Source organism: Humidesulfovibrio sp., from assembly GCF_030689645.1.
Taxonomy (GTDB): domain Bacteria; phylum Desulfobacterota; class Desulfovibrionia; order Desulfovibrionales; family Desulfovibrionaceae; genus Humidesulfovibrio.
This window is the reverse complement of the sequence record NZ_JAUYFU010000026.1, coordinates 1-25,734: the sequence shown is the minus strand read 5'-3', so window position 1 is coordinate 25,734 and position 25,734 is coordinate 1. Positions and strand designations below refer to the sequence as shown.

Genomic DNA, 25,734 nt, shown 5'->3' with positions numbered 1-25,734 from the left:
CCTTTCTAGAAGCTTACCTTAGTGCGCTGTGCGCCGTTGATGAGCTCCACGGTGATGCCTGTGCCGCCAGGGGCCTGGGCCACGCGTCGTGTTCGGTACGACGCCATGGCTGACTTGGCGTCAGCCCCGTCGGTGAGCACGATCTCCGTGTCCGAAGCGTTGCGCAGCGCGAAGTGCAGCGTTCCCTGGGTCGATGCCAGAGCAAGCTTTTCGCTCTCCTCCGGGGTCAGTTCCAGGGTGTAAATGTCCACCTGTGAAGGTGATTCTTCCTTGTCCGTGGTCATCTGGGTGCCGGTCGCCAACACGGGAATGTTCTCCAGCACCACCTTGGTCGTGTTCCGCTTGGAGTTCTCGTCCAGGGCCAGCGTCACCAGAACATCCACCATGTTGCCTGGGCGGATGAATCCGGCAAGGCCCATGACCTTGTTGCCGCGGACCGCCATGGCCCGCTTGCCGGGGGTGATGACCGCGCTGATGCCGCCTGCTCCGGCCTCGCCGGTGAGCCTGGACGGGGTGATGGGTTCGTTGGCGCTGACGCCGGTGGCCAGCATGCGGCCAGCCAGTTCCTGCGCAGAGGCGTATCGCTGCTCCGGCAGCAGGCTGGCGGGATAGTCCACGGTCCGAAGCATGGCAGGCTCAAGCCGCGTTCCTGCGGGGATGTTGCGCGCGGCCACCACCAGTTGTGCGGTCTGCTGCACCTGGGCCTGCCCTGGGGATGCGGCGGTCCGAAGCCATTGGTACACCAGGATTCCGGCTGAAAGAGCCAGAACCAGGGCCAGGCCGAGTTGGGCAGTGGACTTCAGTGACGTGTTCATGTGGTCCCCCTCACCAGGCCTGGCCGAGCCAGCCGTGTTCAAGCACGCGGTGGATCATGACGGCCAGGGTTCCCAAGGAAATGGCCAGGCCGTAGCACAGCCTGGGGAGCGTCTCGGCCCCGGGGGCGGGTCTGTAATGAAATTCGCCCGTGCCTGCAGTTGCGTACAGCGCGCTGGTGAAGCGCAGAAAGACGCTGCGCAGGACATCTCGTCGTTGCGCGAGCACTGCGAGGGCATAAAGCCCGCCTGCGATGCTCGTTGCCAGAAATGCGGTGAAGACGGCCTGCGGCCCGAGCCAGGCGCCAACGGCAGCCATAAGCTTCAGGTCGCCGCCACCCATGACCCCGAAAAGAAAGGGGGCGAGCATGAGCCCGAATCCGAGGCCCAGTCCCCCCGCGCTGAACCAGAAACCAGCGGGTCCCTGGTTCAGCGCGTGGAACGCCAGGGCGGCGAGGGCGGTGGGGATTGTCAGCGCGTTGGGAATGCGCTGGGAACGGAGGTCGATGCAGGTTGCTGCGGCCAGGGCAAGGCACACGGTGGTGAAGATTATCGGATTCATGGTGCCTCCCTTGTCGTTTCCTGTGCGGCTTCAGGGTCCGGGCAGGTTCGCGTGGGGAAGAAGTCCACGTCCTGCCCGGTATCCTGGGTTCAGCAGCATTTCAGAAATGTTTCGCATGGCCTGTTGCCGGTCAGATTCTGTCCGGGCCGGAGTTAGCCGCCAGCTCCGGGCATGGCGTTGGTGATAGTCTGGAAGGTTCCCTGGACGCGGGTGCCAAGGGCGGTGACAGCGCCGACGATGACAGCGGCGATGAGGGCGGCGATGAGTCCATACTCCAGAGCGGTAGCGCCTTCGTCGTCACGGATCAGGGTCATGAGTCTGGTCAACATGGTGTCCTCCTGGGGCTTTGTTTGTGGCCACTATTGGCCGATTCATGCTGTCCCTTGAGCAACCAGCGTGCCAGTTTTTGGGCATTCCCGGGAATGCAGACAACACTGGTAGGGAATTGCTGCCCGGACAGTGGGTTGTGGCAGCAATGTTTTCTCAAGCGTTTTGAGATGCGCACATCTGGCGGGGAGGTGGAATCCACAGAAAGTGGACTGTGGCTGCCTTTTTGGGACACATTCCGAGGAAAGGACCATCGAAAATCTCAGACATCCGCTCTATGAGCCTCTGTCTGCTTATGGCATGTCGCTATAACTACCCTGAATCGTGTGGTTTGCTTGACTGGTATGATTTTGAATCCACAGATTGTGGAGCGCGTGCGGGGCCGTGGGCCCTGTGTCCATTATTTATGGATGATTGGGGGGCTAGTTGGGGAGACTCTCATCGGCGGTGATGCCATGCTTCTGGATCTTGTTCCAGAGATTGGTGGGCGTGATGCCCAGGGCCTTGGCCGCCAAGGTTTGGATGCCGCCCGTGCGGCGCAGGGCGGAGACGATGAGGCTGCGCTCCACATCCTGGAGGGTCTGGCGCAGGGGCAGGGGGCTGCCGCTTTCGCCTGCCGGGGCCGGCTGGGCTCCATCGGAGATGGCGAGTTCCACATCGGCTGCGGTGATGATCCCAGAGCGGCTGAAGATTGCGGCGCGCTCCACCACATTGGCCAATTGCCGCACGTTGCCCGGCCAATTGTATGCATTGAGACGGTCCACGGAGGCCTGGCCCAGGGGCGGTATGCTCGCGCCGGTCCGCTGGTTGAATGCCTGGAGAAAATGCGCCGCCAGGAGGGCGATGTCCTCTTTCCGTTCACGCAGGGGCGGCAGGTGGATGGTGGCCACATTGAGGCGGTAGTACAGATCCTCGCGGAAAGACTTGTCTGCGACGCGCCGCGCAAGGTCGGCATTGGTTGCGGCCACGATGCGGACATCATATTGCACCGGTTTTGTGCCACCGATGCGTTCCGCCTGCTTCTGCTCAACCGCCCTCAAGAGTTTGGGCTGCAGGGTCAAGGGCATGTCGCCGATCTCGTCCAGGAGCAGCGTGCCTCCCTGGGCCAGTTCAAAGCGCCCTGGCTTTGAATGGATGGCTCCGGTGAACGCGCCTTTCTCGTGTCCGAACAGCTCGCTTTCAAGCAGGTTTTCCGGGATGCCCGCGCAGTTCAGCTTGATGAAAGGACCGCCTGCCCGCCTGCTGGCTTCATGAATAAGGTCCGCGACAACCTCCTTGCCCGTGCCGGATTCGCCTAGGATGAGCACCGAGGTGTCCAGCGGGGCGACCCGTTTGACAAAGGAGTGCACGGCCTGCATCGCCGGGCTTTGACCAATGGCCTGGCGGCCGGTCCGGTTGGAGGACAGGGCTTCGCGCAGGATGCCTATCTCCTGCTTGAGGCTGTGCTTCTCCAAAGCCCGGTTGACCACGGTCTGCATTTCCTCAAGGCGAAAGGGCTTGGAGAAGAAGTCATATGCGCCCTGCCGGATGGCGTCCAAGGCGGTGTCATGATCCGAGAACGCGGTCATGACGATGACCTCCGTGCTGGGGGCTGCCTCTCGGAGCATGTGCAGGGCGTCAACTCCCGACATCCCGGGAAGGCGAACATCGGTGATGACCAGGTCGAACCCTCCGGATTGTACCAGTTCGATGCCCTGCTCGGCGGTGCGGACAACGGCGACCTCATGCCCGAACTCCTGCAGGCTTTCCCGGAGCATGTCCCGGAAGGCCTCGTTGTCCTCAATGAGCAGGATCTTGCCGCTGGTGTGTCCCATTGCGCGCTCCTCAATCGTTTTCTTCATCCATAAATCATGGATTAGAGAAAGGCAAAGCAGTCGTCGTTGCGGTTTGGAACAGAGCGTGCTTTTGGTTCTTCAGTGCCTCTTGCAAGTTTTCGGGGAGCGGGGTCCGACAGCGGCTGTTGCTAGAGATCTATGACCATTCCTTCTCTGGCCAGTTCGATGGACAGGTCCGGCCCCTGGTGCGCCTCGCGCGCGGCGCGTTCAAAGAGCCGCAGCGCCTCGTCATTTCTGGTGGGATCGAAATGCGTCAGGACGAGTCGTGGAATTCCTGCGCTACGCGCCAGGCGGGCGCAGGTGGTCGGGCTGGAGTGGCCCCAGCCAGCCTTCAGGCGCAGCTCGTCGTCGGCATACATGCAGTCGCTCACCAGCACGTCCACCCCGCGCAGGAAATCCGCCTGCCGGGCGCGGCGCTCCGCGATGATCTCCTCGTATTCGTCATAGAACTGGTCGCCGGGGGCATAGATGTTGCCGTAGTCCTCGTGATCGCCGGTGAAGAAGATGCTCTTGCCCCCGCAGGAAACCTTGTAGCCAAGGGAGATAACCGGATGGTTCATGAGCAGCCCAGTGACCTCTGCCTCGCCGATCTGCACGCTCTGGCCCTCGGAGAGGGTCTTGTAGGCGATGTTGGCCTTGAGCTCCGCGCTGCTGACCGGAAAGTAGGGATAGGCCATCTGGCCGGAGAGCACGTCCTGGATGTCCTTCAGGCCCACAGGATCAAAGGGGCCGTGGATGTCGATGCTGTTTCCCGGCACGAAGAGCGGCACGAAGAAGGGAAGGCCCTGGATGTGGTCCCAGTGGGTGTGGGTGATGAAGATGGAGCAGCGCAGGGGCATGTGTTGCGCAAGCTTCAGGCCCAAGGCCCGGATGCCGGTGCCTGCGTCCAGAATGATGCGCTCCCCGCTGCCCGTGTCGATTTCAAGGCAGGTGGTGTTGCCGCCGAACACAACAGTGTCGGGGCCGGGCGCTGCGATGGAGCCGCGGGTTCCCCAGAAGACGAGCCGCATGGTGAAACCTGTCCTTTAGCTAGAGTTTCAGGAGGATGCGCGAACGTTCCAGCTCATCGCCAAGGTCGGGCATGAGCGCTGTGGCGGCCCCGGCGTCCAGGCCCAGGCGCTCCGCCAGGCCGCTCGGGAAGGGCAGGGTTTGCATGTCGCCGGAGTCTCCGAGAGTCAACCGCTTCGCCACCTGGTTCGCGGCGAAGATCACATCGGTCATGGGCGCGGGCGCGGCTTCCGGGTCATGGTGTCCGGCCAGCGCATTGACCAGGGCGGGCGGCAGTTCCCAGCGCCGGGCCAGGGCTGCGCCGAGTTCCGCGTGGTCGACGCCGATGCTGGCGCGCTCGGCCTCGTGGAGCGGACGGCCCTGCTGCCGGGCTTCGTCCAGGGCATCGGCGAACTCCTGCGGTCGGAACTGGGCCAGGACCAGCTTGCCCACATCGTGCAGCAGGCCGGCCACAAAGCAGTCCTCGGCCTCGGTGCGGCTCAGGTTCTGCTGCCGGGCCAGCCGCCGGGCGGCCAGGCCCACGGCCAGGCTGTGCTCCCAGAGCGCGTCGATGTCGAAGCCGGAGCTGCTTTTCTTTGGCAGGGCGCCGAGCATGGCCAGGGAGAGCGCGACATTTTTCAGAGTGTTCAGGCCCAGCGTCACCATTGCCTGATGGACCGAGGTGACCTTTTGCGAACGGCCAAAATAGGCGGAATTCACCAGGCGCAGAACCTTCATGGTGAGCACGGGGTCTGTGGAGACGACCTCCAGCAGGTCGCGGGCGCTGCAGTTCAGGTCCGACGCCAGATGAAGCACGCGGGTGACGCTTTTTGAGAAAGCGGGGATGTTGTCCACCAGCGCGAGGGTGGCGTCGATGCTTGGCCTGTGCGTCATGGTGCTCCTGTTTCCTGGTATTGGATGCTCATCGGCGGCTGGCCACCGGCGGCTGATATCAAGGGAGACGCGGAAATTCAATGGCTTTGCCCATTGGCTCGCGTTCGCGTCGCAACGGAGTCATGGCCTTAGCCGTAGGTTGCAAGGCCGATGAGGGCTGCGGCGGTTTCGGCGGGGTCGCCAGTGAATTTGATGCCCAGTTCGTCTCCACGCACCCAGGCGGCAACTCCGGGGAGCTGGCCGCAGAGTTCGATCTCCAGGCGCAGCTCCTGTCCCGGGCGGCAGGCGCTGACCACGTGCAGCTTCGCCCCGCCTGCGGAGACGTTGATGACCTCGCAATCCTGCCAGACGCCATCACTGAACAGGCGTCCGGTGATGCGCACAGCGCGCCGGGCGTGGCTCCGGTTGTCGGGGCCGCCTGGGGCGGGAGGGGTGGCTGTGCAGTGTGCCGTCACGTGCGCTCCATGCTATTTGCTGGTCATGGTCCACACCCCGTTCCAATCCTTTGGATCGGCGGTGGACAGGGTTTCGCAGCGTTCGACGTAGGTGGCGGAGAGCTTGTCAGCCGGGTTCAGACGCAGGCTCTCGGCAAAGGAGCGGCAAGCCTTGGCGAAATTTCCGGCGCGGTAGGATTTGCGGCCCTCCTGGAAGTGTCCCGTGGCCTCCATGAGGTTGGGGAAGCTCTCGTCGGTGTGGTAATCCAGCACCTCAAAAATCCGCACGGGTTCGGTCTTGCCCTTGACCACCACGTCGTCCACGTCGCGGAGGCGGTAGATGCCCTTAAGCCGGGCCTGGGTGAACTCGCTGATGAGGATGCGCGCGCTGTACTGCTTGCAGGCCGACTCCAGCCGCGCAGCCAGGTTCACCCCGTCGCCGATGATGGTGTAGTCCATGCGCTTGGGCGAGCCGATGTTGCCCGAGACCACCTGGGCCGTGTTCAGGCCGATGCCGATGTCTATGGGCTTGCTGCCCGCAGCGGCCCGCTGAGCGTTGAAGCCTTGCAGGGCGCGTATCATGGCGATGGCGCAGCGCAGGGCCCTGTCCTCGTCGTCTTCGTGGGACAGGGGCACGCCGAACACCGCCATGATTGCGTCGCCGATGAACTTGTCGAGCATGCCGGCCTCGGCCTGGATGCAGTCCATCATGAGGGTGAAGTAGTCGTTGAGAAAGCTCACCGTGCCTTGCGCGCCCAGGGTCTCGGTCAGGGTGGTGAAGCTTCGGATGTCTGAGAAGAGCACCGTGGCCTCCACCGTCTTGCCGCCCAGGATGTCCTCGCCCCCGGCCATGAGCTGATCGGCCAGCTTGGGGTCCATGTACCTGCTCATGGTGGACTTCATGCGCTTTTCGCTGGAGATGTCCTCCACCATGAGCATGGTTCCGAGCTTCTGCTGCTCTCCGCTCAAGAGCGGCAGCACCGTGACGTTGACCGAGACGCTCTGGCTCCCGAAGTTGAGTTCCGCGTCCACGACGATGTCCGGCGCCTGGGTGGCGTCCACCGCCGCCACCTTGTCCGCCAGCCAGGCGTTGCCTCCGGTGAAGAGTTCTGCAAAGGGCCTGCCCAGGAGCTCCTGGCCGCTGGCCGAGAGAATGCGCAGTCCGGCTGCGTTGCAGGTCTTGATGCGTCCCTCGTCATCCAGGGTGATGACGCCGTTGCTCATGCTCTGGAGCATGCTTTCGTTGTAATTGCGCATGCTCTGCACATCGCTGAAGAGCTTGGCGTTTTCCAGCGCGATGGAGATCTGCGCGGTGAAGGCCTTGAGCCGGGACTCGTCCTCTGCGGTGAAGGGGCCGCCGTGCCGGTTCAGAACCTGGGTCACGCCGATGACCTTGCCCTCTTTGGTCACCACCGGGGTGCACAAGATGGAGCGCGTGAAGAATCCCGTCTTTTTGTCAAAGGCCGGGTTGAAGCGCAGGTCGGCGTAGGCGTGGGGGATGTTCACCGAGCGGCCGCTGGTGAACACGGCTCCCGCAATGCCCAGGTGGTTGGGAAAACGGATTTGAGTGGCGGCGATGCCTTCGCCCACCATGGACCAGAGCTCGTTTGTCTTCTCGTCGTTCAGAAACAGGGTGGAGCGCTCGGCGCAGAGCATCTTGGTGGCCTCGCCCATGACCTTGCGCAAAAGCGTGCCCAGCTCAATCTCCGAGGTCACGTCGGCCACCACGTTCAGGAACTCAAGCTCTTTCGCCCTGGAGACCTGCATCTTCTCCATGTATATGGCGCTGGACAGCGCAATGGCCGCCTGCATGGCGATGGCCTCAAGCAGCTTGAGGTCGTCCCGCGAAAAGGCCCCGTCCTTCTTGTTCAGGACCTGGGCCACGCCGATGAGCTCGCCCTTGACCGTGCGTATGGGCGCGCAGATGATGTTGCGCGTCACATAGCCGGTCTGGCGGTCCACTTCCTTGTTGAAATGCTTGTTCTTGTAGGCCTCGGCCACCACCATGCCCCGGCCTGTGGTGAACACCCGGCCCGCCACGCCGGAGGTGTTTAATATGCGGATGCGGCGGCGCTGGTTCCCCTGCGCCACGATGGAGTACAGCTCGCCGTTTTCAGGGTCGTTCAGGAACAGCGAGCCGCGTTCGGCGCCCAGTTCCCAGCAGACCATCTCCATCATAGCCTGGAGCATCTCGTCCAGGGTGTCCAGGCCGGCCAGGCGGTGCGACACCTCAAGCAGCATCTCCGGCCTGCTTTGATGGTGGGCCTTTGCTGCGGCTGAAGGCGCGTCAAGGGGCCGCGGTGCGGCTTTGGGCCGGGGCTTGGCGCTACCTGGCATGGGCCACGACCTTTGCCTCAAGGGCTTCGCGCAGGGCCACCACGGTCTTGCGCAGTTGAGCAAGCTCATCCTCGTAGCCCCGGCGCGCAATGCTGAAGCGTTCGCGTTCGGCCAGCATCTCCAGTTCTAGCTGTTCGCGCATGGCCTGGATGGCGGCTTGCAAGTCGTTGTTCTCGACCTTGCCCCGTGCCACGGCTTCTTGAACCTGGCGGTCGCGCTCACCATGCAGCGCCTCCAGGGCGTCGCGCAGGGCCGCGATGGTTTCGCGCATGTTCTTGAGTTCGTCCCGGGAGGCGGCCACGGCCTGCTGCACCGTTGCGTTCTTGTCGAGCACCAGAGCCTCCATGGCCTGGCGCATGGCCGCGATGCTGTCCTTCAGGTGGCGGTTCTCGGCATGCAAGACGCTCAGCTCATCGGCTGGTGCAGGTCTGTGGGCCATGCTCATCCTGTCCTGATGGTTGTGTGGATTTAGGAAGATGAAGAAATACTAAATTATACTTAGCGGTGTTTGTCAATGGAGCTTGATCGGGGCGGCGGCGGGCTGCGCAGACGCCGAGCGTTGAAACAGTCGCGCTGGCCGCAGGAGCGAGTCTGGCCGCAGATAGGCCAATGCTGGAAATTCTGGCATTTGCCGCGCCGTTCAAGGCTGATTTGTTCTCCTGGTTGGCGCAACCAAGTACAATGCGAGGAGAAAATTCATGAGCAAGCCGAATGGCCTATAGCTTTTGCTTGTGGTCTGGACAAATTCCCTGGTATGCTGTGGAAAGAAGCTCGCATTGTGCGCTGATTTCGTTCGTTTTCATCAGGGGTCAGCCCCGCCCGCAGCCTTAACCCATATGGCAATGACAGACCCTACTCCGAACTCTGCACCGACCGCCTCTCCAAGCTGTACGCTCGGCACCCGGAAAAGCTTTCTCCAGCAGGTGCTTCGCCTTGCCGGCCCGTACTGGCATTGCGAGCGGCGTGCCAAGGTGCGGGGCGCGACCCTTTTGCTGCTGCTGCTCACCATGGCGCAGGTCGGGCTCGCCGTAGTGGGGAATTACTGGAACAGGGCGCTTTATGACGCCCTTGAGCAGCGCTCCGTTCGCGGCGTCGTCATCCAGATTACAATATTTGCCGGAATTATCGCGTGTTCCCTCGTCGTCACAGCCTCGCACCTCATGGTCAAGCGCTGGCTGCAAATCGACTGGCGCGCCTGGCTGACCGACCAGTTGGTGGGAAGATGGATGGAAGACGCCCACCACTACCGGCTGCTCTTCACCCCTGGCGAACATGACAATCCTGACCAACGCATCGCCGAGGACATCCGCATCGCCACGGAAAGCGCCATCGGGCTTGCCCATTCGCTGACCTTCAGCGTTTTGATCTTCAGCCTTTTCGTCAACATCCTGTGGACGGTGTCGGGCTCTGTCAACGTGCCGGGGTTCAATGTCAACGTGCCGGGCTACATGGTGCCGGTGGCCTTTTTGTATGCAGGCCTGGGCAGCGCCTTCGGCTGGGTTGTCGGCCGCCCGCTGGTGCGGACGACCAACGCCCTGCAGACCGCAGAAGCCACCTTTCGTTTCGGCCTGTCACGGGTGCGGGAGCACTCGGAATCCATAGCGCTCATGCGGGGCGAACCGCGGGAGCGCGAAGGCTCATCCGTGCGTTTCAGCCAGGTCATGCGCGACTGGCAAAAGCAATCCTTCGCGTACCTGGGCCTCGTCTCATTCGGGACAGTGTATGGCTCGCTGCTGCCGGTGCTGCCTATCCTCCTCGCCGCCCCCCAGTACATCTACGGGGCCATGACCCTCGGTGCGCTGATGCAGTCCGCGCAAGCGTTCCAGCAGCTCACGTCCTCCCTCTCCTGGCCGGTGGACAGCATCGGTGAAATCGCGCGTTGCCGCGCCTCGGCTGAACGCGTCCTGTCGCTCTACGAGGACATGGAGCAGATGGACGCCAGGGCCAAGACGGCGGGATGCTCAAGCATTGTTCTGGAGCGGACGTCCGGCGACCGCCTGGTGATCGAGGACCTCTGCATCGCCGAGCCGTCGGGCCGTGTCCTGATCGAGAAGTTCAGCGTTGACATCTACAGCGGCGAACGGGTCCTGATAACCGGGGACCCGGCAGTGACCGGGAGCCTGTTCAAGGTTCTCGGCGGACTTTGGCCCTGGGGCGGCGGGCGGGTTTCGCTGCCCGGAGCGGGCGACATGTTGTTCCTGGCCCAGCGGCCCCTTCTGCCGGAAGGCTCCCTGCGGGAAACTATCAGCTACCCGCGTCCTGCGGCAGCCTTTTCTTCCGCAGAAATCACCAGCGCCCTTGAACGCGTTGGGCTGCTCCGGCTTGTCCCCCGACTGGATGAGCGGGACAACTGGGAGCAGGCGCTGCCGCAACGCGCTCAGCAGCAACTGGGTTTTGCGCGTGTCCTGCTCCAGCGGCCGGCCTGGGTCTTCCTGGAGGAGGCCACCGACGCCTTTGATCCCGAGGGAGAACGGCAGATTCTGGAGATGCTTGGCCGCGAGCTGCCAGAGGCGACCCTCCTGAACATCAGCTTTCACCCAGGCCTCAAGAGACTGCACAACCGCACGCTGGTCCTGAACCGTTTGAGCGAGACCAAGCTCCTGTTTGGCGAACGGCGGCGCGGAAACGGCAACGACCGCTAGAAGCGCGGCGGCAGCCAGCCTCTCTCCACGCATTCGCGGAAGCACCATTCCGGCGTGGTCTCGGTGCGGTAGCTCCAGAAGAACCAGCCGCGATACTGCTCGTACGTAAGCAGTTGCGCTGCGGCATAGGCCCGGTAGGCCACGTCCCGCTGGAAATCGTCCATATGGGTCAGGGCATGGTCGTAGGGCCCCTCAGCCCAGAGAGAAACCACCTCCAGGTTAAGCCCCAGGCTCCATTCTCCCACTATGGCAGGCAGCTTCAGCTCGCGGTGGATGTCGCGGGCTTCCTCGGCCCATAGCACCCCGGCCTTGTGCATGTGGCCGTTGATGTCCATGTCGAGGTCCTCGCGGCTGAAGCACTGGTAGCGGTGGATGTCGAATATGACGTTCTGGTGCTGCGGCGGCTGCATGAAGCCAAGGTATTCGCGGTGCGAGCGGAAACCGTCGTGGAAAACGATGGCCACGCGTTCTGGCGGGCAGTGCTCCCGGATGGCGTCGTAGGCGCGCAGGTTGAAAGCCGTGAGCACCTCCGTCGGGATGTCCCAGCGCGGCTCGTTGAGCAGCTCGATGCCGTACAGGGCGGGCTCGGCGCCATAGCGTTCGGCCAGCCGACCCAGCACGAGGACCGAATGCGCGATGTATTCCTCCCGCGTGTGCCATTCAACCACGTCCTTGATGCCGCCGTTGTCAAAGCCGTTCTGGCAGCCAGGGGCGGCGTGGAAGTCGATGATGACGCAAATGCCGAATTCCGTCGCCCACTTAAACGCGCGGTCGAGGACGTCGAGGCCGCCCTCCACAAAGGGGTGCGGGTTGGCGCCGTATTTGGCGTGGTAGGGGTACGGCGGTCCGAAGATCCAGTGCCCGACGGGGATGCGCACGGAGTTTACGCCGACGCCTGCAAGCCAGGCAAAGTCCTCGCGCGTGATGAAGCTTTCCCAGTGGGCGCGCAGGCGCGCAGGGGCCTGATGGCCCAGTTCGGCGCACCAAGTGGTTTCATCCGTGGCCTCAAGCCCTGCGAACAGGCTTGGGGTCATCCATTTTTCGAGCAGCAGCCAGCCGCCAAGGTTCACGCCGCGCAGGTGGGCAGGGTGGGGTGATTGGGCAGGGGCATTGGGCATGGCGTTCCTCGCTGGTCCATCGGCGCGGTTTCGAAAGCGTGCAGGTCCCGTCGATGGGTAAAGACCTGCGCAGGAGGACAAGTCATGTGCAATTTCCTTTTACCTCAAGATTAACAGCCATTGCAACAGCAACAGCTTGGCCCGGAGGAACATGGCTACCCCATGCAATGCGGGTTGGAGCGCGGCAATGACCATCGGCCCGGTCACGGGCGAGTCAGAGGCCTCCGGCAGCCCGCACAGGAAGGGCGAAGTGGGCGGACGGAGCTCTCCTCGGTCAAGGAGCTGTTCATCGAGGGCGTGAAGAGCAAGAGACAGCCGCCTGTCTATTCCAGAATCAGCCGTTCTCTTGACACGGATATCTGAGTGTGGTGAAAATTTGTATATGTTCAGTCAGGTATGCATGCTGATGGACCAGGAAGCGCCCCAACGCCAAGGCTGGTGAGAGAGTGGACAGAAAGGTTGATGTTTTGATCAACGTTTGCGGCAAGGTGCACCAGACTGCCCTGGCCTTGCTCTCCCTTGACCGGGCGAGCGGACAGCACATCGACAAAATTTACTTTGTTGAAGAGAACACGGACACCCGCAACGTCCAGATGGCGGGCGGGCACCATGAGTTCGTCAGGGAGCGGCTGAAGGACAAGATCGTCTACATGATGCCCAAGCAGTGGAACTACTGCTTTGGCCTGGATCTTGGAGAACTCGAAGATACGGAGCGCCGCCACGCCATTCGTTACCAGTTCGGTTGGGAGCAGACCGACAAGGACCACGTTCTGATCATCCACAACGACGCGGTTTTTCGCCAGGACGTCATCGGCCCCATGCTGGAGGCCATGGGCGAGCACATCGCCATTGGGCACATCGGTCAGTGCTGGTATTGCCCGGCGTCCTTTACGGGCAAGTGCGGTTCGGAAGCCTACATGCAGTATCGCCCCACCTTCCCTGAGCTGCGCGACCTCTATATGAAGACCCGCGCCCCCGAGGGGTCGCTCATGAGGGCCTACCATCTGCCCCGCATGCACAGGATGTTTGAGACGCAGCCCTGGCCGCTCCCGGAATGCCGGGTCAACGAGTGGTGCGCGCTCATCGACATGCAGAAGGCTCGGGGCATCACAGCGCCTCATGGGCGCGTCACGCCCTTCGGGGCCATTCTCAGCGTCGGCAAGCAGATCCTGGACGTCGGCTGCCAATGGTTCCGGGACGTGCATGTGCGCGGGTACACCTGCGGACATTTCGACATCTACCGGTACATGCACCACGACGTTCCGCCCACCGGCCAGCCGACGCTGATAGACAAGGAGCGCTATCATGATAGGGAGATGGAGGCGCTGGCCCGCCTTCAGGCGGAGTTTGGGCACCCGTAGCGGGCGTCACAGGCGTTGCGCCACAGAGGGCTGACCGTCGCCCCGGCATGCTGCGCAGCCAAGACTGTCTCAACACCATGCTCACTGGCTCACGGTCGTCCGCTGCAAGCCTTCTCGTTCCTTTCTCTCCCTTGTTGTTCCGAAATTCCCCGTTACCCCACAAGTCGGCCCCGTGTAAGTCTCGATGCCGCATCGCACCCGTCCACGAACTGGTCAGCGTTCAATCCGGCACCGCTGTGCAGGGCGCTTTCGCCGGGAGAACATCTACGTCCGCCGTGCTGAGGATTCAGTCAGGGGCGCATCTGGCATCGGCGCCCTGAAGGAACGTGATAAACAGGAGACGTTGAGGACGAATTTCCGTCTCCGGGGTTCCAGCGTCAAGCAAGAGGATGCGGCAGCGCGCCTGCGGAGTGTTGGTCCGCAGGCTTGGCGCTGGGCGCTGGGCATGTTTCGCAGGATGTGCGTACAGGCGTAGGTGACGGTTCTCCGCAGGTGCGGCTAGGCTTTTGCGCCGCCGAGGGAAGCGGCGGAGTCGAGGGCGGGCCGGGCTGCCAGGTCGCTGGGCTGGCTGTCGTCGTTCTCAAGCCGGGCCAATTCTTCCTGCAGCATTGCGAGCAGCGAGTGCAGAACCTCGGCCTCGTCGGCGCCGGTCTCGCGCAGTTCCGCAACGAGCCGGGAGATGCGCTCCACCACGGGAACCGCAGAGTGCAGAGTTTGTTCAAGGAGCATGGGGCCTTGCCCGGTGAGCAGCCAGTTGGCGTTGATGCCCAGGCGCAACACCCAGCTGCCCAGCACGCTTGCCGAGGGCAGCCTGCCTGTGTGCAGGTATCCTGAAAAGGTCTGCTTGGTGATGTTTCCGTGCTGGGCGATGTCTGCCCCGGTTCGACCGGTGGCCTTGCGAATGTCACGCAGGCGGGCCGCAAAGGCGTCTGGGGAAAAGCTGTCAGGAGCGGACGTCAAAATATGCGGACCTCTGATTTCGGTTTTGTCTCTATCTTCAGACGCCATGCGCGCCTACCGTTGCCAACGTACCTTTCAATCGTGGTTTCGCCAAGATGCGGCAGCACTTTCACGTAGATTTCAGGGAAATACGCATCATAGCGGGGGCGAGCCGCACAAGCTGAACGTCACCCAGGCCCGTTGGTGCGGAAAAGCCCGCCGGAATCGCTTCCGACGGGCTCTGCTTTCTGCTTGCCTCTGTGCGCCTGCCGATGCTTCCCTACAGCTTCACCTGCTGCGCCGCGGCCAGGGCCTTTTCCAGGTCCGCATCCGTGTGGGCGAAGGACGTGAACGCGCACTCGAAGCCCGAAGGCGCGAGGTTCACGCCAAGGGCGCGCATCTGGCGGTAGAACTCGCCGTAAGCCGCGCCGTCGGCGGTCTTGGCTGTTGCGTAGTCAGTCACCGGCGTGCTGGTGAGGAATATTGTGAACATGGACGCCATCTGGTTCAGCACCACGTCGCGGCCCTTGGCGCGCAGAATGTCCGCCAGTTTTTCGGCAAAGGTCTTGGTGCGCTTTTCGAGCCCGGCGTAGTCGCTTCTGGCCAGCTGCTTCAGGGTGGCGATGCCAGCGGCCATGGCTACGGGGTTGCCCGAAAGCGTGCCCGCCTGGTACACCGGCCCGCTGGGCGCGATGTGCTCCATGACGGCGCGCTTGCCGCCGTAGCAGCCAACGGGAAACCCGCCACCGATGATTTTGCCCAGGGTGGTGAGGTCCGGGGTGACGCCGAAGCGCTGCTGCGCGCCGCCAAGGGCCACGCGGAAGCCGGTGATGACCTCGTCGAAGATGAGCAGCGCGCCGTAGCGGTTGCAGATCTCGCGCAGGCCTTCAAGGAAGCCCTTGGCCGGGGGGATGAGGCCCACGTTGCCCGCGACGGGCTCCACGATGATGCAGGCGATGTCCGCGCCGTGGGCGGCGAACTGGGCCTCCACTGCGGCCAGATCGTTGTACGGGGCCAAGAGCGTCAGGTTGGCGATGGCGTCGGGCACGCCCGGGGTGCCGGGGATGCACAGGGTGGCCACGCCGCTGCCAGCGCTCACAAGAAAGCCGTCGCTGTGGCCGTGGTAGCAGCCGTCGAACTTGAGCACCTTGGCCCGGCCCGTGAACCCGCGCGCCAGGCGCACGGCGCTCATGGTCGCCTCGGTGCCGCTGGAGACCATGCGCACCATCTCCATGCCGGGCATGATCTCGCGGATGAGTTCGCCCAGCTCCACCTCAGCCGGGCAGGGGGCGCCGAAGCTTGCGCCGTTCTGCAGCGCCTGGATGGCGGCCTTCTCCACATCGGCGTTGGCGTGTCCCAGCAGCATCGGGCCCCAACTCATGACGAAGTCGAGGAGTTCGGTCCCGTCCACGGTCCACATGCGGCTGCCGTTGGCGCGGTTGATGAACAGGGGCTCGCAGCCCACGCTTTTGCAGGCGCGCACCGGGCTGTTGACGCCACCGGGCAGGATGTTCTGGGCGCGCTGGAAATATGCTTCAGACTTGGTGGACATGGCGGGTTCTCCGTTCGTTCGCGGCTTGGGCTCTCTGCTTGGGGCCGTGGTTAGAAGTAGCGCATGGATGTTTTTTTCAGCTCACGCAATGACGCCAGGGTCTGGTTGTCCGTGACGCCCGTATCGCGCGAGATTTCCTCGACGACGCGGGTGGTGTCGCCGGGGTTCTTGCCGTGGATCATGGTGTAGATGTTGTACTTCCACTGTGGGTAGGTGCGGCGGATGTAGCAATGGCTGATCTCGGTCCGTGCGGCCATCATCTCGCCCACGCGCAGGGCCTCGTCCGGGTCGTCCACGCGCCAGGCCACCATGGCGTTGTGCCCGTAGCCAGCCTTCTGGTGGCGCAGGGTGGCCCCGAAGCGGCGGATGACGCCGTCCTCCTTCAGCCGCGTGATGAGCGCAAGGACCTCGGCCTCGGTGGCGCCCGTCTGAGCGGCGATGTCGGCAAAGGGCGTGGGCGAGTCGGGCAGGTCCGCGCCCGCCAGGGCCAGGATGCGTTTTTCCGTGTCCGTGAACACGGGGGCCGGGGTCTTCTTGGACTTCTCGCTCATGCTCATGGGCTGCTCGCTTGGTTTCGGTGGTGCCCGCAAAAACGGTTGCGGGACGCGTTCTTGTATCCGAGGCCGGGGCCGCTTGCAACTCGCCCCGCCTGGATATCTGGAGCCGTGCCCTGGGGGGTTGCCTCGCCCCGCGGCAGCAGGTATGAAGGCTCACACCGTCTGTTGCGCCGCGCGAGCCTCGCGCCCGCGGCACCCCCCCCTCAATCAAGGAGCGCAGTGCATGAAGACCGCCGTCATCGGCGCGGGAAGCTGGGGCACAACCCTGGCCGACCTTCTGGCAAAAAAGGGCGTGCCCACCACTCTCTGGGTCCGCGAGCCCGAACTCTTGGCCGAGATGAAGGAAAAGGGCCGCAACACCTGGTTTCTGCCCGACCTTGAACTTTCCCCGGCGCTCCAGCTGCACTCGAACCCGGCCCGGGCCTTTGCCGGGGCCAAGGTTTTCCTGCTGGTGGTTCCCAGCCAGTTCATGCGCGCAAGCCTTGAGAGCTTTCGCGACATTCTGCCCAAGAAGCCCATCATGGTCTGCGCCAGCAAGGGCATTGAGAACAACACCCTGGCGCCTATGTCCCAGGTGGTGGCCGAGGCGCTGGAGTCCCTGGCTCCGCGCTACGCCGCGCTCTCCGGCCCCAGCTTCGCCAAAGAGGTGAGCCTGGGCCTGCCCACCACCGTGAGCCTGGGCTGCGCGGACAAGAAGCTTGGCCGAGAGCTGCAGGCCCTTTTCTCCACCGACTCCTTCCGGGTCTACACCAATCAGGACTTCCTGGGCGTAGAGCTGGGCGGCGCGCTGAAAAACGTCATGGCCATCGGCGCAGGCATTGCCGACGGCCTGGGCTTCGGCCACGACGCCCGCGCGGCGCTCATCACCCGCGGCTTGGCCGAGATGAGCCGCCTGGGCAAGGTCATGGGGGCAAAGCAAAAGACTTTCATGGGCCTCTCCGGCATGGGCGACCTTGTGCTCACCTGCACGGGCGACCTCTCGCGCAACCGCACGGTGGGCATGAAGCTGGGCCAGGGCAAGAAGCTCTCCGACATCCTGGCCGAGACCAAGACCGTGGCCGAGGGCGTGCGCACCACCCAGAGCGTGTACCAGCTGGCACACAAGCTGGGCGTGGAGCTGCCCCTTACCGAGCAGGTCTATCGCATTCTGTATGAGGACAAGGACCCGGCCCAGGCCGTGCGCGACCTCATGGCCCGGGAGCTCAAGAGCGAGTAGCCCATCGCCTTGCGGATGAAATGAGCCCCGGCCTTTGCGGGGCTTTTTTTGTTTGCCGCAGCGCCTGTGGATGTTGCAGTGTTGCCTTGTAATTAAACCGATGAAACAATCATATCCCGATCTGGAGTTCGCATGCGAATTTTGCACTTGGCCGACCTGCACCTCGGTAAGCTGGTCCATGAGGTCTCCATGATCGACGACCAGGCGCAAGTGCTGGAGCAGGCCCTGACAATTGTTCGCGAGTGCAGGGTCGATGTTGTCGCGATCAGTGGCGACGTGTACGACCGAGCCATCCCTCCGGTTGCCGCAACGCAACTCATGGACGATTTTCTGTCGAGGCTGGTGCTGGACCTCGGCGTGCGTGTCCTGCTCACGCCCGGCAACCACGACAGCGCTGAGCGCCTGGCCTTTGGCGGCAAGCTGCTGAGCAGTCGCGGCCTGCATATCGCCCCCGGCCTGCCTGGTGAAATTGTGCCTGTGACCCTGGACGACGCCAGCGGTCAGGTGACTTTTTTCCCGCTCCCCTACATTACCCCTGTCATGCTGAAGGTGCACGAGCAAGACCTGCCCGCCGGGGACTTCAGCGAGGCGTTGGGCCGGGTCATGGCCGGATTGCCCGCGTGTTCACACCGCAGCGTGTGCCTGTCCCACTGCTTCACCCTGGGCGGCTCCACCAGCGAATCTGAACGGCCCTTGTCCATTGGCGGCGCCTGCCACGTTGATCCGGCGCACTTCAGCCGCTTCAGCCTCACCCTGCTGGGGCACCTGCATCGCCCCCAGGCGGTGACGGACACTGTGTTCTACGCAGGCAGCCCGCTGAAATACTCCTTCTCCGAGGCCAGCCACTCGAAGAGCGCCGCCCTTTACGACCTTGGGGCCGACGGCTCCTTCACCCGCGAGCTGCTGCCCTTCGCCCCTCGCCGCGACCTGCGAATCATCTCCGGCGATCTGGACCAGCTTCTGGGAGCGGCGGCGGCAGATCAAAGCCGCGAGGACTACCTGTGGATTGAACTCACGGACCGGGGTGCGCTCTTCGACTATGCGGCCAAGTTGCGTCAGGCCTACCCCAACGTGTTGAATATCACCCGCACGGCCTACCAGAACATTGGCCTGGCCGGGCAGGAAGGCATCACCGTGCGCGGCAAGACGGAGTGGGAGATCATCACGGCCTTCTTCCGCCATGTGGCTGACAGCGAGCTTGATGAAGCCGAAGAGCAGGCGCTTCGGGCAGTGGTGGACGAGATGCTTCGCGCCGAGCATTCTGTCGACAACTCAACGAGCAGCACGGAGGTGTCCGTATGAAGCCGCTGTTGCTGACCCTGCGCGCCTTTGGTCCTTTTGCCGGCGAACAGGCCGTGGATTTCACCCGTACCGGCACCAACCCCTTCCTGCTCATCAACGGACCCACCGGCGCTGGCAAGACATCGCTTCTGGATGGCCTGTGCTACGCATTGTATGGCAAGGCCAGCGGCGAGGCGCGCGAGCGTCAGAATGACCGTTTTCTGCGCTCCCAGTTGGCTCTGCCCTCGGATGAATGCACGGTGTCGTTGCGCTTTCAAGTGGGTGAGCGACGTTTTTTCATCGAACGCAAGCCGACGCAGTCCGTCTTGTCGCGTGGAAAATCAGTGGAGCGCCAGCACCGCGTGGAGCTGTACGAGGTGGACGCGGAGGGCGCTATATTGGGCGAGCGTCTCTCCAAGGTCGGCGAGGTGGATGCGCGCATCGAGGAACTGGTGGGGTTTACCTGCGAGCAGTTCCGGCAGGTCATGGTTTTGCCCCAAGGCGAGTTCCGGCGGCTTTTGCTGGCCAAGAGCGATGACAAGGAGAAGATTCTGCAAAAGCTCTTTGGCACCGAGAAATACAAGCTTGCAGAGGAGGCGCTGAAGCGCCGCCGCAGCGCCTTGCTTGAAATGCTGAACAGTCTGCGCTCGGGCATGGAAGCCATCCTTTCGGCCAAGGGGGCTCAGGACGTAAACGAGTTGGAAGCACGTTTGGCTGCGCTGAAGATTCGAAGCGTGGAGCAGGAGGCAGCCCTTGCCAGCGCCCGCTTGGTGCAGGCCGAAGCCCAGGCCAAGGCTGCTCAAGCCCAGGCCGTGGACAAGGATTTCACCGAACGTGAGCTGGCCTCCGAAGCCTTGATGAGGCTTGAGGCCGACCAGCCACGCATGGAGGTCCAGTCCCAGAAGGCGGAGCGGGCTTTCAAGGCTCTCGATCATGTGGACCTGGAGGCAACACTGGCGCAAGGCGAACAGACCTCCAGAGATCGCGCCAGCGCCCTGCGTATTCTGGCCGCAGACATCGAAACATTTTCCGGCCAGCGGTCAGCCGCTCAAAGCGTCATGGAGCAAGCCCTTCAGGAACAGGCCAAAGCCCCCCAGCGCGCCGCCGAGCAGGAGCGGCTTGTGGCCCAACTCAAACGGTTGCGTGAGCGCGACGCTGCCCGCCAGCAGGTCGATCAGGCCAAGCAGCGGGACAATGACGCCCGTGCGCAGGCTGAGTCGGCGGCAGCACAGGTGGCTGATTGCGACGCGCGCATGGCCGAGTTGACGCGGGAGATCGAGACCTTGTCGCTTCAGGCCGGCGACCTGGCCCGGTTGGATCTGGACATTTCGCGACTGGAAGGGCTGGCGGTGCAGCGTACTCAATTGGACGGCCTGCTGCGCGATCAGATCCAGGCGGCGCATGCCCGGACTCAGGCAGAGGCTGGAGTCGCCACCTGCGAGGCCGAGCTGACCCAGGGACTGCTGAAACGCCAGGAGGCTCAGCAGGCCCTGATGGAGGGCCAAGCCTCACGTCTGGCGGCGGCGCTGGTCAAGGGTGTTCCCTGCCCGGTCTGCGGTTCGGCTGACCATCCGCAACCCGCTGCGCATGTGGAAGGCCAACCAAATGCTGACGACCTTGACCGGGCCGAGACCCAGGTGCTGACCAGCGAGAAGGCTCTTGCCGCCGCTAGGTCTTTGGCCGAGGTGGCCCGTACAAAATTCGCTGAGTTGGCTGGCGGGCTTGAGCAATGCCGGACCAGCCTGGGGCAGGAAACCGGGACTTCCGCCACGGAGCTGGCCTCCCGATTACAGGTTCTTGCCAAGGAAAAGCTCCGCGTCGCCGGACAACAACTGCGGCTGACCAAGTGCAGAGACGAGCGCCAAAGTCTGGAGGCCTCGCGTCAGGAGTTGCGGGCTCGGCAGGTTGCTGCGGAGTTGGCGCGGACAGAAGCCGCCAGTGCCCTGGGCAGCGCTTGCGGCATGCTGGAGCGTTTCGAGGCCGAGATGTCGGGTTCCGGCGAGGCCAGCTCCGAGGCCAATATTCAGGCCCGCCTGGCAGAGTTGGCCCGGCTCATCCCCAGCGCAGAGAAGGCGTTCAAGGCGGCTCAGTTCGTGCTGTCGGAACTGGAATCAACGCTCCACACCCGCCAAGGCGAGCGCACAAGCCTGGAGCAGGTTGAGGCCGCAGCCTCTGCGCAACTTGCAGAGCAGCGGCAGACCTTTGATCGGCGGTTGCTTGTGGATGGTTTCCACACCCGGCAGGAATATCAGGAGGCCAAACTGCCCCGCGCCCAGGCCGAGGCTCTGCGGACGGGCCATGCGAAGTTCAATGAGGCCCTCGCCGCAGCGAAGGATCGCCAGGCAAGGGCCGAGGCATCCTGCGAGGGGAAGACGCGCCCGGACATGCCGATGCTCGTTGCGGCGCAGCAGGAGGCCCAGGCCTTGGTTGCCCATCATAATCAGGTGCTTGGCGAGTTGTGCACCCAGCAGGAGGGATTGCTTGAATCGCTTCGTGCCATTGGCGAAAAGGCCGAGCGCACCAAGGAGTTGGAGGCACAGTATCGCGTGGTTGGCCGTTTGGCGGAACTGGCGAGCGGGGTGAACCCTCTGCGTATGACCCTTCAGCGCTACGTGCTGGCCGCGCTCTTTGAGGAGGTCGCCCGCGCCGCCTCGGAGCGGCTTTTGCGCATGAGCCGGGGGCGTTATCTGCTGGTGAGGGCGGGTGTCGCTCGAGATGGCCGCTCAACAGGCGGCCTGGACTTGGATGTGACCGACGCCTTCATTGGCGAGACGCGTCCGGCCTCCACTCTCTCCGGCGGAGAATCCTTTCTGGCGGCGCTGGCGCTGGCTTTGGGCTTGTCAGACGTTGTCATGGCCCAGCAGGGCGGTCGCCACCTGGACAGCATCTTCATCGATGAGGGCTTTGGTTCTCTGGATGGAGAGACGTTGGAGTATGCGCTCGATACTCTGATGGAGCTGCACAGCGCGGGGCGGCTCATCGGCATCATCTCCCACGTGGCCGAACTCAAGGAGCGCATCGACGCGCGCATCGACGTGCTTCCCTCCAAGTCCGGCAGCACCATTTGTCAGGTGAATTGTTGATTTCTTGGCGGGTGCGTTCGCTCCGCCTCTTTGCGCGCGCATTCTTCCTTGCGGATGACTGTTCGGTGAGGCGGCCGGGCAGGGGGGATTGATTATGCGTGGCGCCCTATGGGTTCATGACCAGGGATTCCGCCCGCTGCGCGAGGAACGTTGCATAGCCCCGCTCCAAGTGGAGCGTGGAGAAGAGGTACAGCGCCCCCGTGGGTGCGGTGGTGAAGGTGATGTCCTGGTGGTCGGGACTTGCGGCCAAGGCTTTCAGGGCGTGTTCAATCTCCTCCGGGGTCAGGTCGAAGGGCGGCGCTTCGAAAAGTTCCACAGGCACGGGCCGGGGGTAATCTCGGGAGTTGGACCGGATCTCCTCCACCATGAGTTGAAGCGGGAAGCCTTTGCGGTCCAGAATGCGGGCATAGGTGCGGCTGAGCAGAGCGGGGGCGTGGTACAGCGTCCTGCCGCCGGACAGGCTCTCAAACGAGGCGATCTCCTGGGACTCCGCAAGGATTCCAGCCAGCAGGGCGCAGAGGTCTTCGGCCAGGGGCGGCTGTTCTTTCGATTCCAGACCAACGGGCGCGAGGAAGGTCCCGTCCGCCTCCAGCGCCGCGAGCACGTCCTGACTCGTCACCAGTCGCCCCTGGCGACTGGCCTCGCGCACGGCTTCAACCGCCGCCTCCGCGAGCACGGTCGTCTCCTCGGGCGTCATGCCTTGCTCCCAGGCACGAGATTCGATTCTGCCAGAGTCTTGCCCACATCCGACAGGCCGAGCCGGGCGTAAGCTTCCTTGGTGGGCGCGCCTGTGGCCTTGTCCCAGCCCATGACTTCGTAGAACAGGTCCATGGCCAGAGCGATGTCGGCCCTGTCCATGCGGATGGTGCCCTTGGTGAAGGGTGCGGCGCCGCTCAAGTCCTCAAAGACCCAGGGCGGAACGGTGTCGTGGCGCGCGCGCATGTCCGGCTCTCCCATGTCGCGCATGGTCAGGGCCCGGTGCAGGGTGAAAATGCGTTCGCCCATGAGGTCCAGCCCTTCGCGGTCCACCTTCTGGCCGGTTGCCAGGCTGTAGAACCGAGACTCCAGGCTGTCGTCGCCGCGGTAGCCGCGCTCTTTGAGGGGCGAGGCAACCCAGGGCCCCATCCAGTTGCACAGGCCCAGGCAGTCGTGCAGCTCTTTGCGCACCAGGGACCAGCGCGCCCGCCTGGCCTTGTGCACGTTCATGGGGGTGTAGTCGCCCACGGCGTCCACGGCGTCGGGCGAGCCCCAGGTTTCTGCAGCCAGCTTTTTCTGCACCGCAAGGGGCAGGCCGTTGCGAACGAAGTTCGAGTGCGAGTGGCACTGGGAGTCGCGGTTGTACTGGGTGTTGATGATCACCCCGCACTGGCCGTCGTCTTCGTTGGCGTGGTGCTTTGGGTGGCCCATCTTCCAGTACACGGCGTTATGGTCCCGGCTCCAGTATTCCTCGGAGATGCCCCACTGGGAGAACAGCCCGGCCGTGCCCTGGCTGAGCACGTGGCCCAGCTCGCCCCGGCGCTCGCCGATGCGCGGCAGGATGTCGAACAGGAACGCCGGGTCGGCGGCCTCGAACTTGTCCCAGGCGATGGAGTTGTATTCCTTTGCGCCCAGCTTGGCCTTGAGCAGCCCCTCGCGCTGGAGCTTGAGGAAGTCGCGCTGGAGCTGGCCGTAATTGCACCACACGCCCAGGTCGTCGGCCAGGTGCATGCCCACCATGCAAGCCTCCAGGGACTCCGGCCCCTTGAATCCGCCGGGCATGGACTTGAAGAAGGTTCTGCCAAAGAACAGGCCTGCGCAGGTGTTCTGGGCCGATTTCTTGATGCCGTACTTGGCCTCCACCGCAGGCACGCTAAGAACCGTGTGGCAGCGGATGGGGCAGGCCGTGCAGCCGTTGCCGCGAACCGTGTGCTTCCAGGCGCCGTCGCCCAGGAAGAAGGCTGCGGTGTTGGTGCGATAGGCGATGCGGTTCAAGTCAAAGATGTTGCCTGTGATTTCCACGGGCGGGTCGGCGGCCCCCCAGCGTTTGCCGGGTTCGCCCACCCAGCGCGAGCCGGGGTTGTAGTACTCGGACTGCGGGGTGGGGAAGCTTGGCACCACATGCTGATTGTTCCCGCCCAGGATGGACAGGTGGAATTTGATGAGCTGCTCCCACTGGCCCTTGTCGCCCGCTATGCGCACGGCCCCGCTGCCCTGCACGCCGATGGCCTTGAGGTTCTTGGAGCCCATGACTCCGCCCACGCCGCCAGCGGAATGCGACAGGGAGTTGGACACGATGGCCATGGGCGCGAGCTTTTCCCCAGCCTGGCCAATGGCGGCCACGGAGCAGTCAGCGCCCATCTCCTGGCTGATCTCCAGGTTGGCCCGGCGGATGCCGGACCCCCAAAGGCGGGAGGCGTCGCGCAGCTCTACGCGGTTGTCGCGGATGAAGATCCACACGGGGCGGTCGGCCTTGCCCTCCACGATGAGGGCGTCGTAGCCCGCGTATTTGAGCTTTGCCGCGAAGTTTCCGCCCATGTGGCCGGAGCCCACCAGATGCTTGGGCCAGCAGGTGGGGAAAAGACAGGTCACAGCCGTGCGGCCATTGCAGGGCACGCCCGTGCCCGCAAGCACCCCAGTGGCGAAAACGATCTTGTTGCCTGGGTCAAAGGCGTTGGTGCCCGCAGGGACCTCCTCCCAGAGAACCTGGTAGCCCAGCCCGGTGCCGCCGAGCACCGCCCCATACTTCTCCCTGGTGTCCTGGGTGCTTATCTTCCCAGTGGACAGGTCCACCCGCAGCACCTTTCCGGCAAAGCCTCCGTCGGTCGTGGTCATGTTGAACTCCTCAAAAGATGGGGGCCTGGTTTTTAGCGACGGGCTGGCTTCTTGCCGGAGGGCGCGTGGCAGTCTACGCAAGCCTTGGTCTTGGCCGCTGAAAGCGCGGTCAGGGTTGCCGCTCCAGCGCGGCCCTCGCGGGTGATGTCCCGCCAGGGCACGAAGTGCAGGGCGGCGGAAGGGCAGGCTTCCACGCATTTGGGCTTGCCGTTGCACAAGAAACATTTGGAGGCCTTCTGGCGCTCCTCGTCAAAGGAGATCATGTCCCAGGGGCAGGCTCGCTGGCACAGGCGGCAGCCCACGCATTTCTTCGCGTCCACCACCCGGGCCCCGGTCCTGGGGTCGGCCACGATGGCGTTCTCCGGGCAGGCCGTGGCGCAGGGCACAGGGTGCGGGCACTGGCGGCACACGCCCTGGACCACCAGGCCGTTGCCCCAGGTTCCCTGCATGGCCGGGCCGACGCCAGTGCCTGCGGTGGGCCCCTCCGGCCCGAAGCTCGCGGCCCGGTCGATCTTGATGCGGGACAGGGAAGGCTGGGCGCGGCCGTCGTTGAACTCCGTGCAGGCCAGTTCGCAGCGCTGGCAGCCCACGCAGCGGGAAGGGTCGGCCAGGATCATGCCCTGGGCGTTGTCCAGGATCACCAGCGGGGCGCCAGCCCCCAGGGCCTCGCACAGGCCCAGGGCCGTGAGGCTGGACACTGCACAGGCCGAGAGCAGGAGGAAGCCCCGTCTTGAAAGGGTGGCGTCCATTCCAGCAGCACTGGCCGCAAGCTTGATCAACTCCGGATGTCTTCCGCGCATCATGTTTCCTCCCATCAGGGTGGACAGCTTGGCACCCGCTCCTTGGCGCGTGGATAACCGCAACCGTAAGTTGAATAATCGGAGCCTGCGCCGGCGTCAATCGAGCAGTGGCTGCAGCGCCACACCTTGGTGCGGCACCAATTTTGCTTGTCCTGCCTGGTGAACGATTCCGTTCTGACATTGTGG

General features: G+C 63.8%; 21 protein-coding genes. 5 read left to right on the top strand and 16 right to left on the bottom strand.

The genetic code is table 11. The annotated features are described in order from the left end of the window. Window positions 1-5: 5 nt before the first annotated feature. From cpaB to Q8O35_RS04380, 9 genes are all read right to left on the bottom strand, one after another. Window positions 6-815 carry a Flp pilus assembly protein CpaB gene (cpaB, locus tag Q8O35_RS04420; RefSeq protein ID WP_305571026.1) on the bottom strand — a complete coding sequence of 270 codons (810 nt, stop codon included), beginning with the start codon at window positions 813-815 and terminating at the stop codon, window positions 6-8. A gap of 10 nt (window positions 816-825) precedes the next feature. Next, window positions 826-1,374: a prepilin peptidase gene (locus tag Q8O35_RS04415; protein ID WP_305571024.1), complete on the bottom strand. Its 549-nt coding sequence runs from the start codon at window positions 1,372-1,374 to the stop codon at window positions 826-828. 152 nt (window positions 1,375-1,526) lie between these two features. Then, the gene (locus Q8O35_RS04410) at window positions 1,527-1,703 is read right to left on the bottom strand and encodes a Flp family type IVb pilin (protein ID WP_305571022.1); all 177 of its coding nucleotides are present in this window, start codon (window positions 1,701-1,703) and stop codon (window positions 1,527-1,529) included. A gap of 420 nt (window positions 1,704-2,123) precedes the next feature. Beyond that, window positions 2,124-3,515, bottom strand: a complete 1,392-nt coding sequence (locus Q8O35_RS04405) for a sigma-54 dependent transcriptional regulator (RefSeq protein WP_305571020.1) — start codon at window positions 3,513-3,515, stop codon at window positions 2,124-2,126. Window positions 3,516-3,664: 149 nt separating this feature from the next. Further along, window positions 3,665-4,546 carry an MBL fold metallo-hydrolase gene (locus Q8O35_RS04400; RefSeq protein ID WP_305571017.1) on the bottom strand — a complete coding sequence of 294 codons (882 nt, stop codon included), beginning with the start codon at window positions 4,544-4,546 and terminating at the stop codon, window positions 3,665-3,667. Between the two features lie 19 nt (window positions 4,547-4,565). Further along, on the bottom strand, window positions 4,566-5,417 hold the full coding sequence (locus tag Q8O35_RS04395; RefSeq protein WP_305571015.1) for an HDOD domain-containing protein: 852 nt from the start codon (window positions 5,415-5,417) through the stop codon (window positions 4,566-4,568). A gap of 128 nt (window positions 5,418-5,545) precedes the next feature. Beyond that, on the bottom strand, window positions 5,546-5,872 hold the full coding sequence (locus tag Q8O35_RS04390) for a PilZ domain-containing protein (protein WP_305571013.1): 327 nt from the start codon (window positions 5,870-5,872) through the stop codon (window positions 5,546-5,548). A gap of 12 nt (window positions 5,873-5,884) precedes the next feature. Further along, the gene (locus Q8O35_RS04385) at window positions 5,885-8,188 is read right to left on the bottom strand and encodes a GAF domain-containing protein (RefSeq protein ID WP_305571011.1); all 2,304 of its coding nucleotides are present in this window, start codon (window positions 8,186-8,188) and stop codon (window positions 5,885-5,887) included. Then, on the bottom strand, window positions 8,178-8,627 hold the full coding sequence (locus tag Q8O35_RS04380) for a hypothetical protein (protein WP_305571008.1): 450 nt from the start codon (window positions 8,625-8,627) through the stop codon (window positions 8,178-8,180). Before Q8O35_RS04380 ends, Q8O35_RS04385 begins: the two co-directional genes overlap by 11 nt. A 484-nt stretch (window positions 8,628-9,111) precedes the next feature. On the opposite strand from Q8O35_RS04380, the gene Q8O35_RS04375 reads away from it, so the two are divergent. Next, the gene (locus Q8O35_RS04375) at window positions 9,112-10,830 is read left to right on the top strand and encodes an ABC transporter ATP-binding protein/permease (RefSeq protein ID WP_305571006.1); all 1,719 of its coding nucleotides are present in this window, start codon (window positions 9,112-9,114) and stop codon (window positions 10,828-10,830) included. Here the strand turns inward: Q8O35_RS04375 and Q8O35_RS04370 are convergent. After that, entirely contained in the window at window positions 10,827-11,948 is a 1,122-nt protein-coding gene (locus Q8O35_RS04370) for a glycoside hydrolase family 5 protein (RefSeq protein ID WP_305571004.1), read from the bottom strand. The two genes, Q8O35_RS04375 and Q8O35_RS04370, sit on opposite strands and share 4 nt — an antisense overlap. 446 nt (window positions 11,949-12,394) lie before the next feature. Here Q8O35_RS04370 and Q8O35_RS04365 point away from each other — a divergent pair, with 446 nt between their 5' ends. Next, window positions 12,395-13,309, top strand: a complete 915-nt coding sequence (locus tag Q8O35_RS04365) for a hypothetical protein (RefSeq protein WP_305571002.1) — start codon at window positions 12,395-12,397, stop codon at window positions 13,307-13,309. Between the two features lie 498 nt (window positions 13,310-13,807). Here the strand turns inward: Q8O35_RS04365 and Q8O35_RS04360 are convergent, their stop codons facing one another. From Q8O35_RS04360 to Q8O35_RS04350, 3 genes are all read right to left on the bottom strand, one after another. Then, on the bottom strand, window positions 13,808-14,269 hold the full coding sequence (locus Q8O35_RS04360) for a helix-turn-helix domain-containing protein (protein WP_305571000.1): 462 nt from the start codon (window positions 14,267-14,269) through the stop codon (window positions 13,808-13,810). 259 nt (window positions 14,270-14,528) lie between these two features. Then, entirely contained in the window at window positions 14,529-15,800 is a 1,272-nt protein-coding gene (gene hemL, locus Q8O35_RS04355; RefSeq protein WP_305570998.1) for a glutamate-1-semialdehyde 2,1-aminomutase, read from the bottom strand. A gap of 50 nt (window positions 15,801-15,850) precedes the next feature. Next, entirely contained in the window at window positions 15,851-16,351 is a 501-nt protein-coding gene (locus Q8O35_RS04350) for an Lrp/AsnC family transcriptional regulator (RefSeq protein WP_305570995.1), read from the bottom strand. 229 nt (window positions 16,352-16,580) lie between these two features. On the opposite strand from Q8O35_RS04350, the gene Q8O35_RS04345 reads away from it, so the two are divergent. From Q8O35_RS04345 to Q8O35_RS04335, 3 genes are all read left to right on the top strand, one after another. Continuing rightward, window positions 16,581-17,573, top strand: a complete 993-nt coding sequence (locus tag Q8O35_RS04345; RefSeq protein WP_305570993.1) for an NAD(P)H-dependent glycerol-3-phosphate dehydrogenase — start codon at window positions 16,581-16,583, stop codon at window positions 17,571-17,573. A gap of 132 nt (window positions 17,574-17,705) precedes the next feature. Further along, window positions 17,706-18,875, top strand: a complete 1,170-nt coding sequence (locus Q8O35_RS04340; RefSeq protein WP_305570991.1) for an exonuclease SbcCD subunit D — start codon at window positions 17,706-17,708, stop codon at window positions 18,873-18,875. Further along, window positions 18,872-21,937, top strand: a complete 3,066-nt coding sequence (locus tag Q8O35_RS04335; protein WP_305570989.1) for an SMC family ATPase — start codon at window positions 18,872-18,874, stop codon at window positions 21,935-21,937. Before Q8O35_RS04340 ends, Q8O35_RS04335 begins: the two co-directional genes overlap by 4 nt. 106 nt (window positions 21,938-22,043) lie before the next feature. Here Q8O35_RS04335 and Q8O35_RS04330 read toward each other — a convergent pair whose 3' ends face one another. The 3 genes from Q8O35_RS04330 to Q8O35_RS04320 are packed head-to-tail and all read right to left on the bottom strand — an operon-like array spanning window position 22,044 to window position 25,551. Next, the gene (locus tag Q8O35_RS04330) at window positions 22,044-22,634 is read right to left on the bottom strand and encodes a hypothetical protein (RefSeq protein ID WP_305570987.1); all 591 of its coding nucleotides are present in this window, start codon (window positions 22,632-22,634) and stop codon (window positions 22,044-22,046) included. Further along, on the bottom strand, window positions 22,631-24,748 hold the full coding sequence (locus tag Q8O35_RS04325; protein WP_305570985.1) for an aldehyde ferredoxin oxidoreductase: 2,118 nt from the start codon (window positions 24,746-24,748) through the stop codon (window positions 22,631-22,633). The genes Q8O35_RS04330 and Q8O35_RS04325 overlap by 4 nt, the downstream gene beginning before the upstream one ends. A 32-nt stretch (window positions 24,749-24,780) precedes the next feature. Beyond that, the gene (locus Q8O35_RS04320; RefSeq protein WP_305570983.1) at window positions 24,781-25,551 is read right to left on the bottom strand and encodes a 4Fe-4S dicluster domain-containing protein; all 771 of its coding nucleotides are present in this window, start codon (window positions 25,549-25,551) and stop codon (window positions 24,781-24,783) included. Window positions 25,552-25,734: the final 183 nt, after the last annotated feature.

What these genes read in the sequence shown, in the direction of transcription:
- cpaB (WP_305571026.1), bottom strand. Translation starts at nt 815, where the DNA reads ATGAACACGTCACTGAAGTCCACTGCCCAACTCGGCCTGGCCCTGGTT.
- Q8O35_RS04415 (WP_305571024.1), bottom strand. Translation starts at nt 1,374, where the DNA reads ATGAATCCGATAATCTTCACCACCGTGTGCCTTGCCCTGGCCGCAGCA.
- Q8O35_RS04410 (WP_305571022.1), bottom strand. Translation starts at nt 1,703, where the DNA reads ATGTTGACCAGACTCATGACCCTGATCCGTGACGACGAAGGCGCTACC.
- Q8O35_RS04405 (WP_305571020.1), bottom strand. Translation starts at nt 3,515, where the DNA reads ATGGGACACACCAGCGGCAAGATCCTGCTCATTGAGGACAACGAGGCC.
- Q8O35_RS04400 (WP_305571017.1), bottom strand. Translation starts at nt 4,546, where the DNA reads ATGCGGCTCGTCTTCTGGGGAACCCGCGGCTCCATCGCAGCGCCCGGC.
- Q8O35_RS04395 (WP_305571015.1), bottom strand. Translation starts at nt 5,417, where the DNA reads ATGACGCACAGGCCAAGCATCGACGCCACCCTCGCGCTGGTGGACAAC.
- Q8O35_RS04385 (WP_305571011.1), bottom strand. Translation starts at nt 8,188, where the DNA reads ATGCCAGGTAGCGCCAAGCCCCGGCCCAAAGCCGCACCGCGGCCCCTT.
- Q8O35_RS04380 (WP_305571008.1), bottom strand. Translation starts at nt 8,627, where the DNA reads ATGGCCCACAGACCTGCACCAGCCGATGAGCTGAGCGTCTTGCATGCC.
- Q8O35_RS04370 (WP_305571004.1), bottom strand. Translation starts at nt 11,948, where the DNA reads ATGCCCAATGCCCCTGCCCAATCACCCCACCCTGCCCACCTGCGCGGC.
- hemL (WP_305570998.1), bottom strand. Translation starts at nt 15,800, where the DNA reads ATGTCCACCAAGTCTGAAGCATATTTCCAGCGCGCCCAGAACATCCTG.
- Q8O35_RS04350 (WP_305570995.1), bottom strand. Translation starts at nt 16,351, where the DNA reads ATGAGCGAGAAGTCCAAGAAGACCCCGGCCCCCGTGTTCACGGACACG.
- Q8O35_RS04345 (WP_305570993.1), top strand. Translation starts at nt 16,581, where the DNA reads ATGAAGACCGCCGTCATCGGCGCGGGAAGCTGGGGCACAACCCTGGCC.
- Q8O35_RS04340 (WP_305570991.1), top strand. Translation starts at nt 17,706, where the DNA reads ATGCGAATTTTGCACTTGGCCGACCTGCACCTCGGTAAGCTGGTCCAT.
- Q8O35_RS04335 (WP_305570989.1), top strand. Translation starts at nt 18,872, where the DNA reads ATGAAGCCGCTGTTGCTGACCCTGCGCGCCTTTGGTCCTTTTGCCGGC.
- Q8O35_RS04330 (WP_305570987.1), bottom strand. Translation starts at nt 22,634, where the DNA reads ATGACGCCCGAGGAGACGACCGTGCTCGCGGAGGCGGCGGTTGAAGCC.
- Q8O35_RS04325 (WP_305570985.1), bottom strand. Translation starts at nt 24,748, where the DNA reads ATGACCACGACCGACGGAGGCTTTGCCGGAAAGGTGCTGCGGGTGGAC.
- Q8O35_RS04320 (WP_305570983.1), bottom strand. Translation starts at nt 25,551, where the DNA reads ATGATGCGCGGAAGACATCCGGAGTTGATCAAGCTTGCGGCCAGTGCT.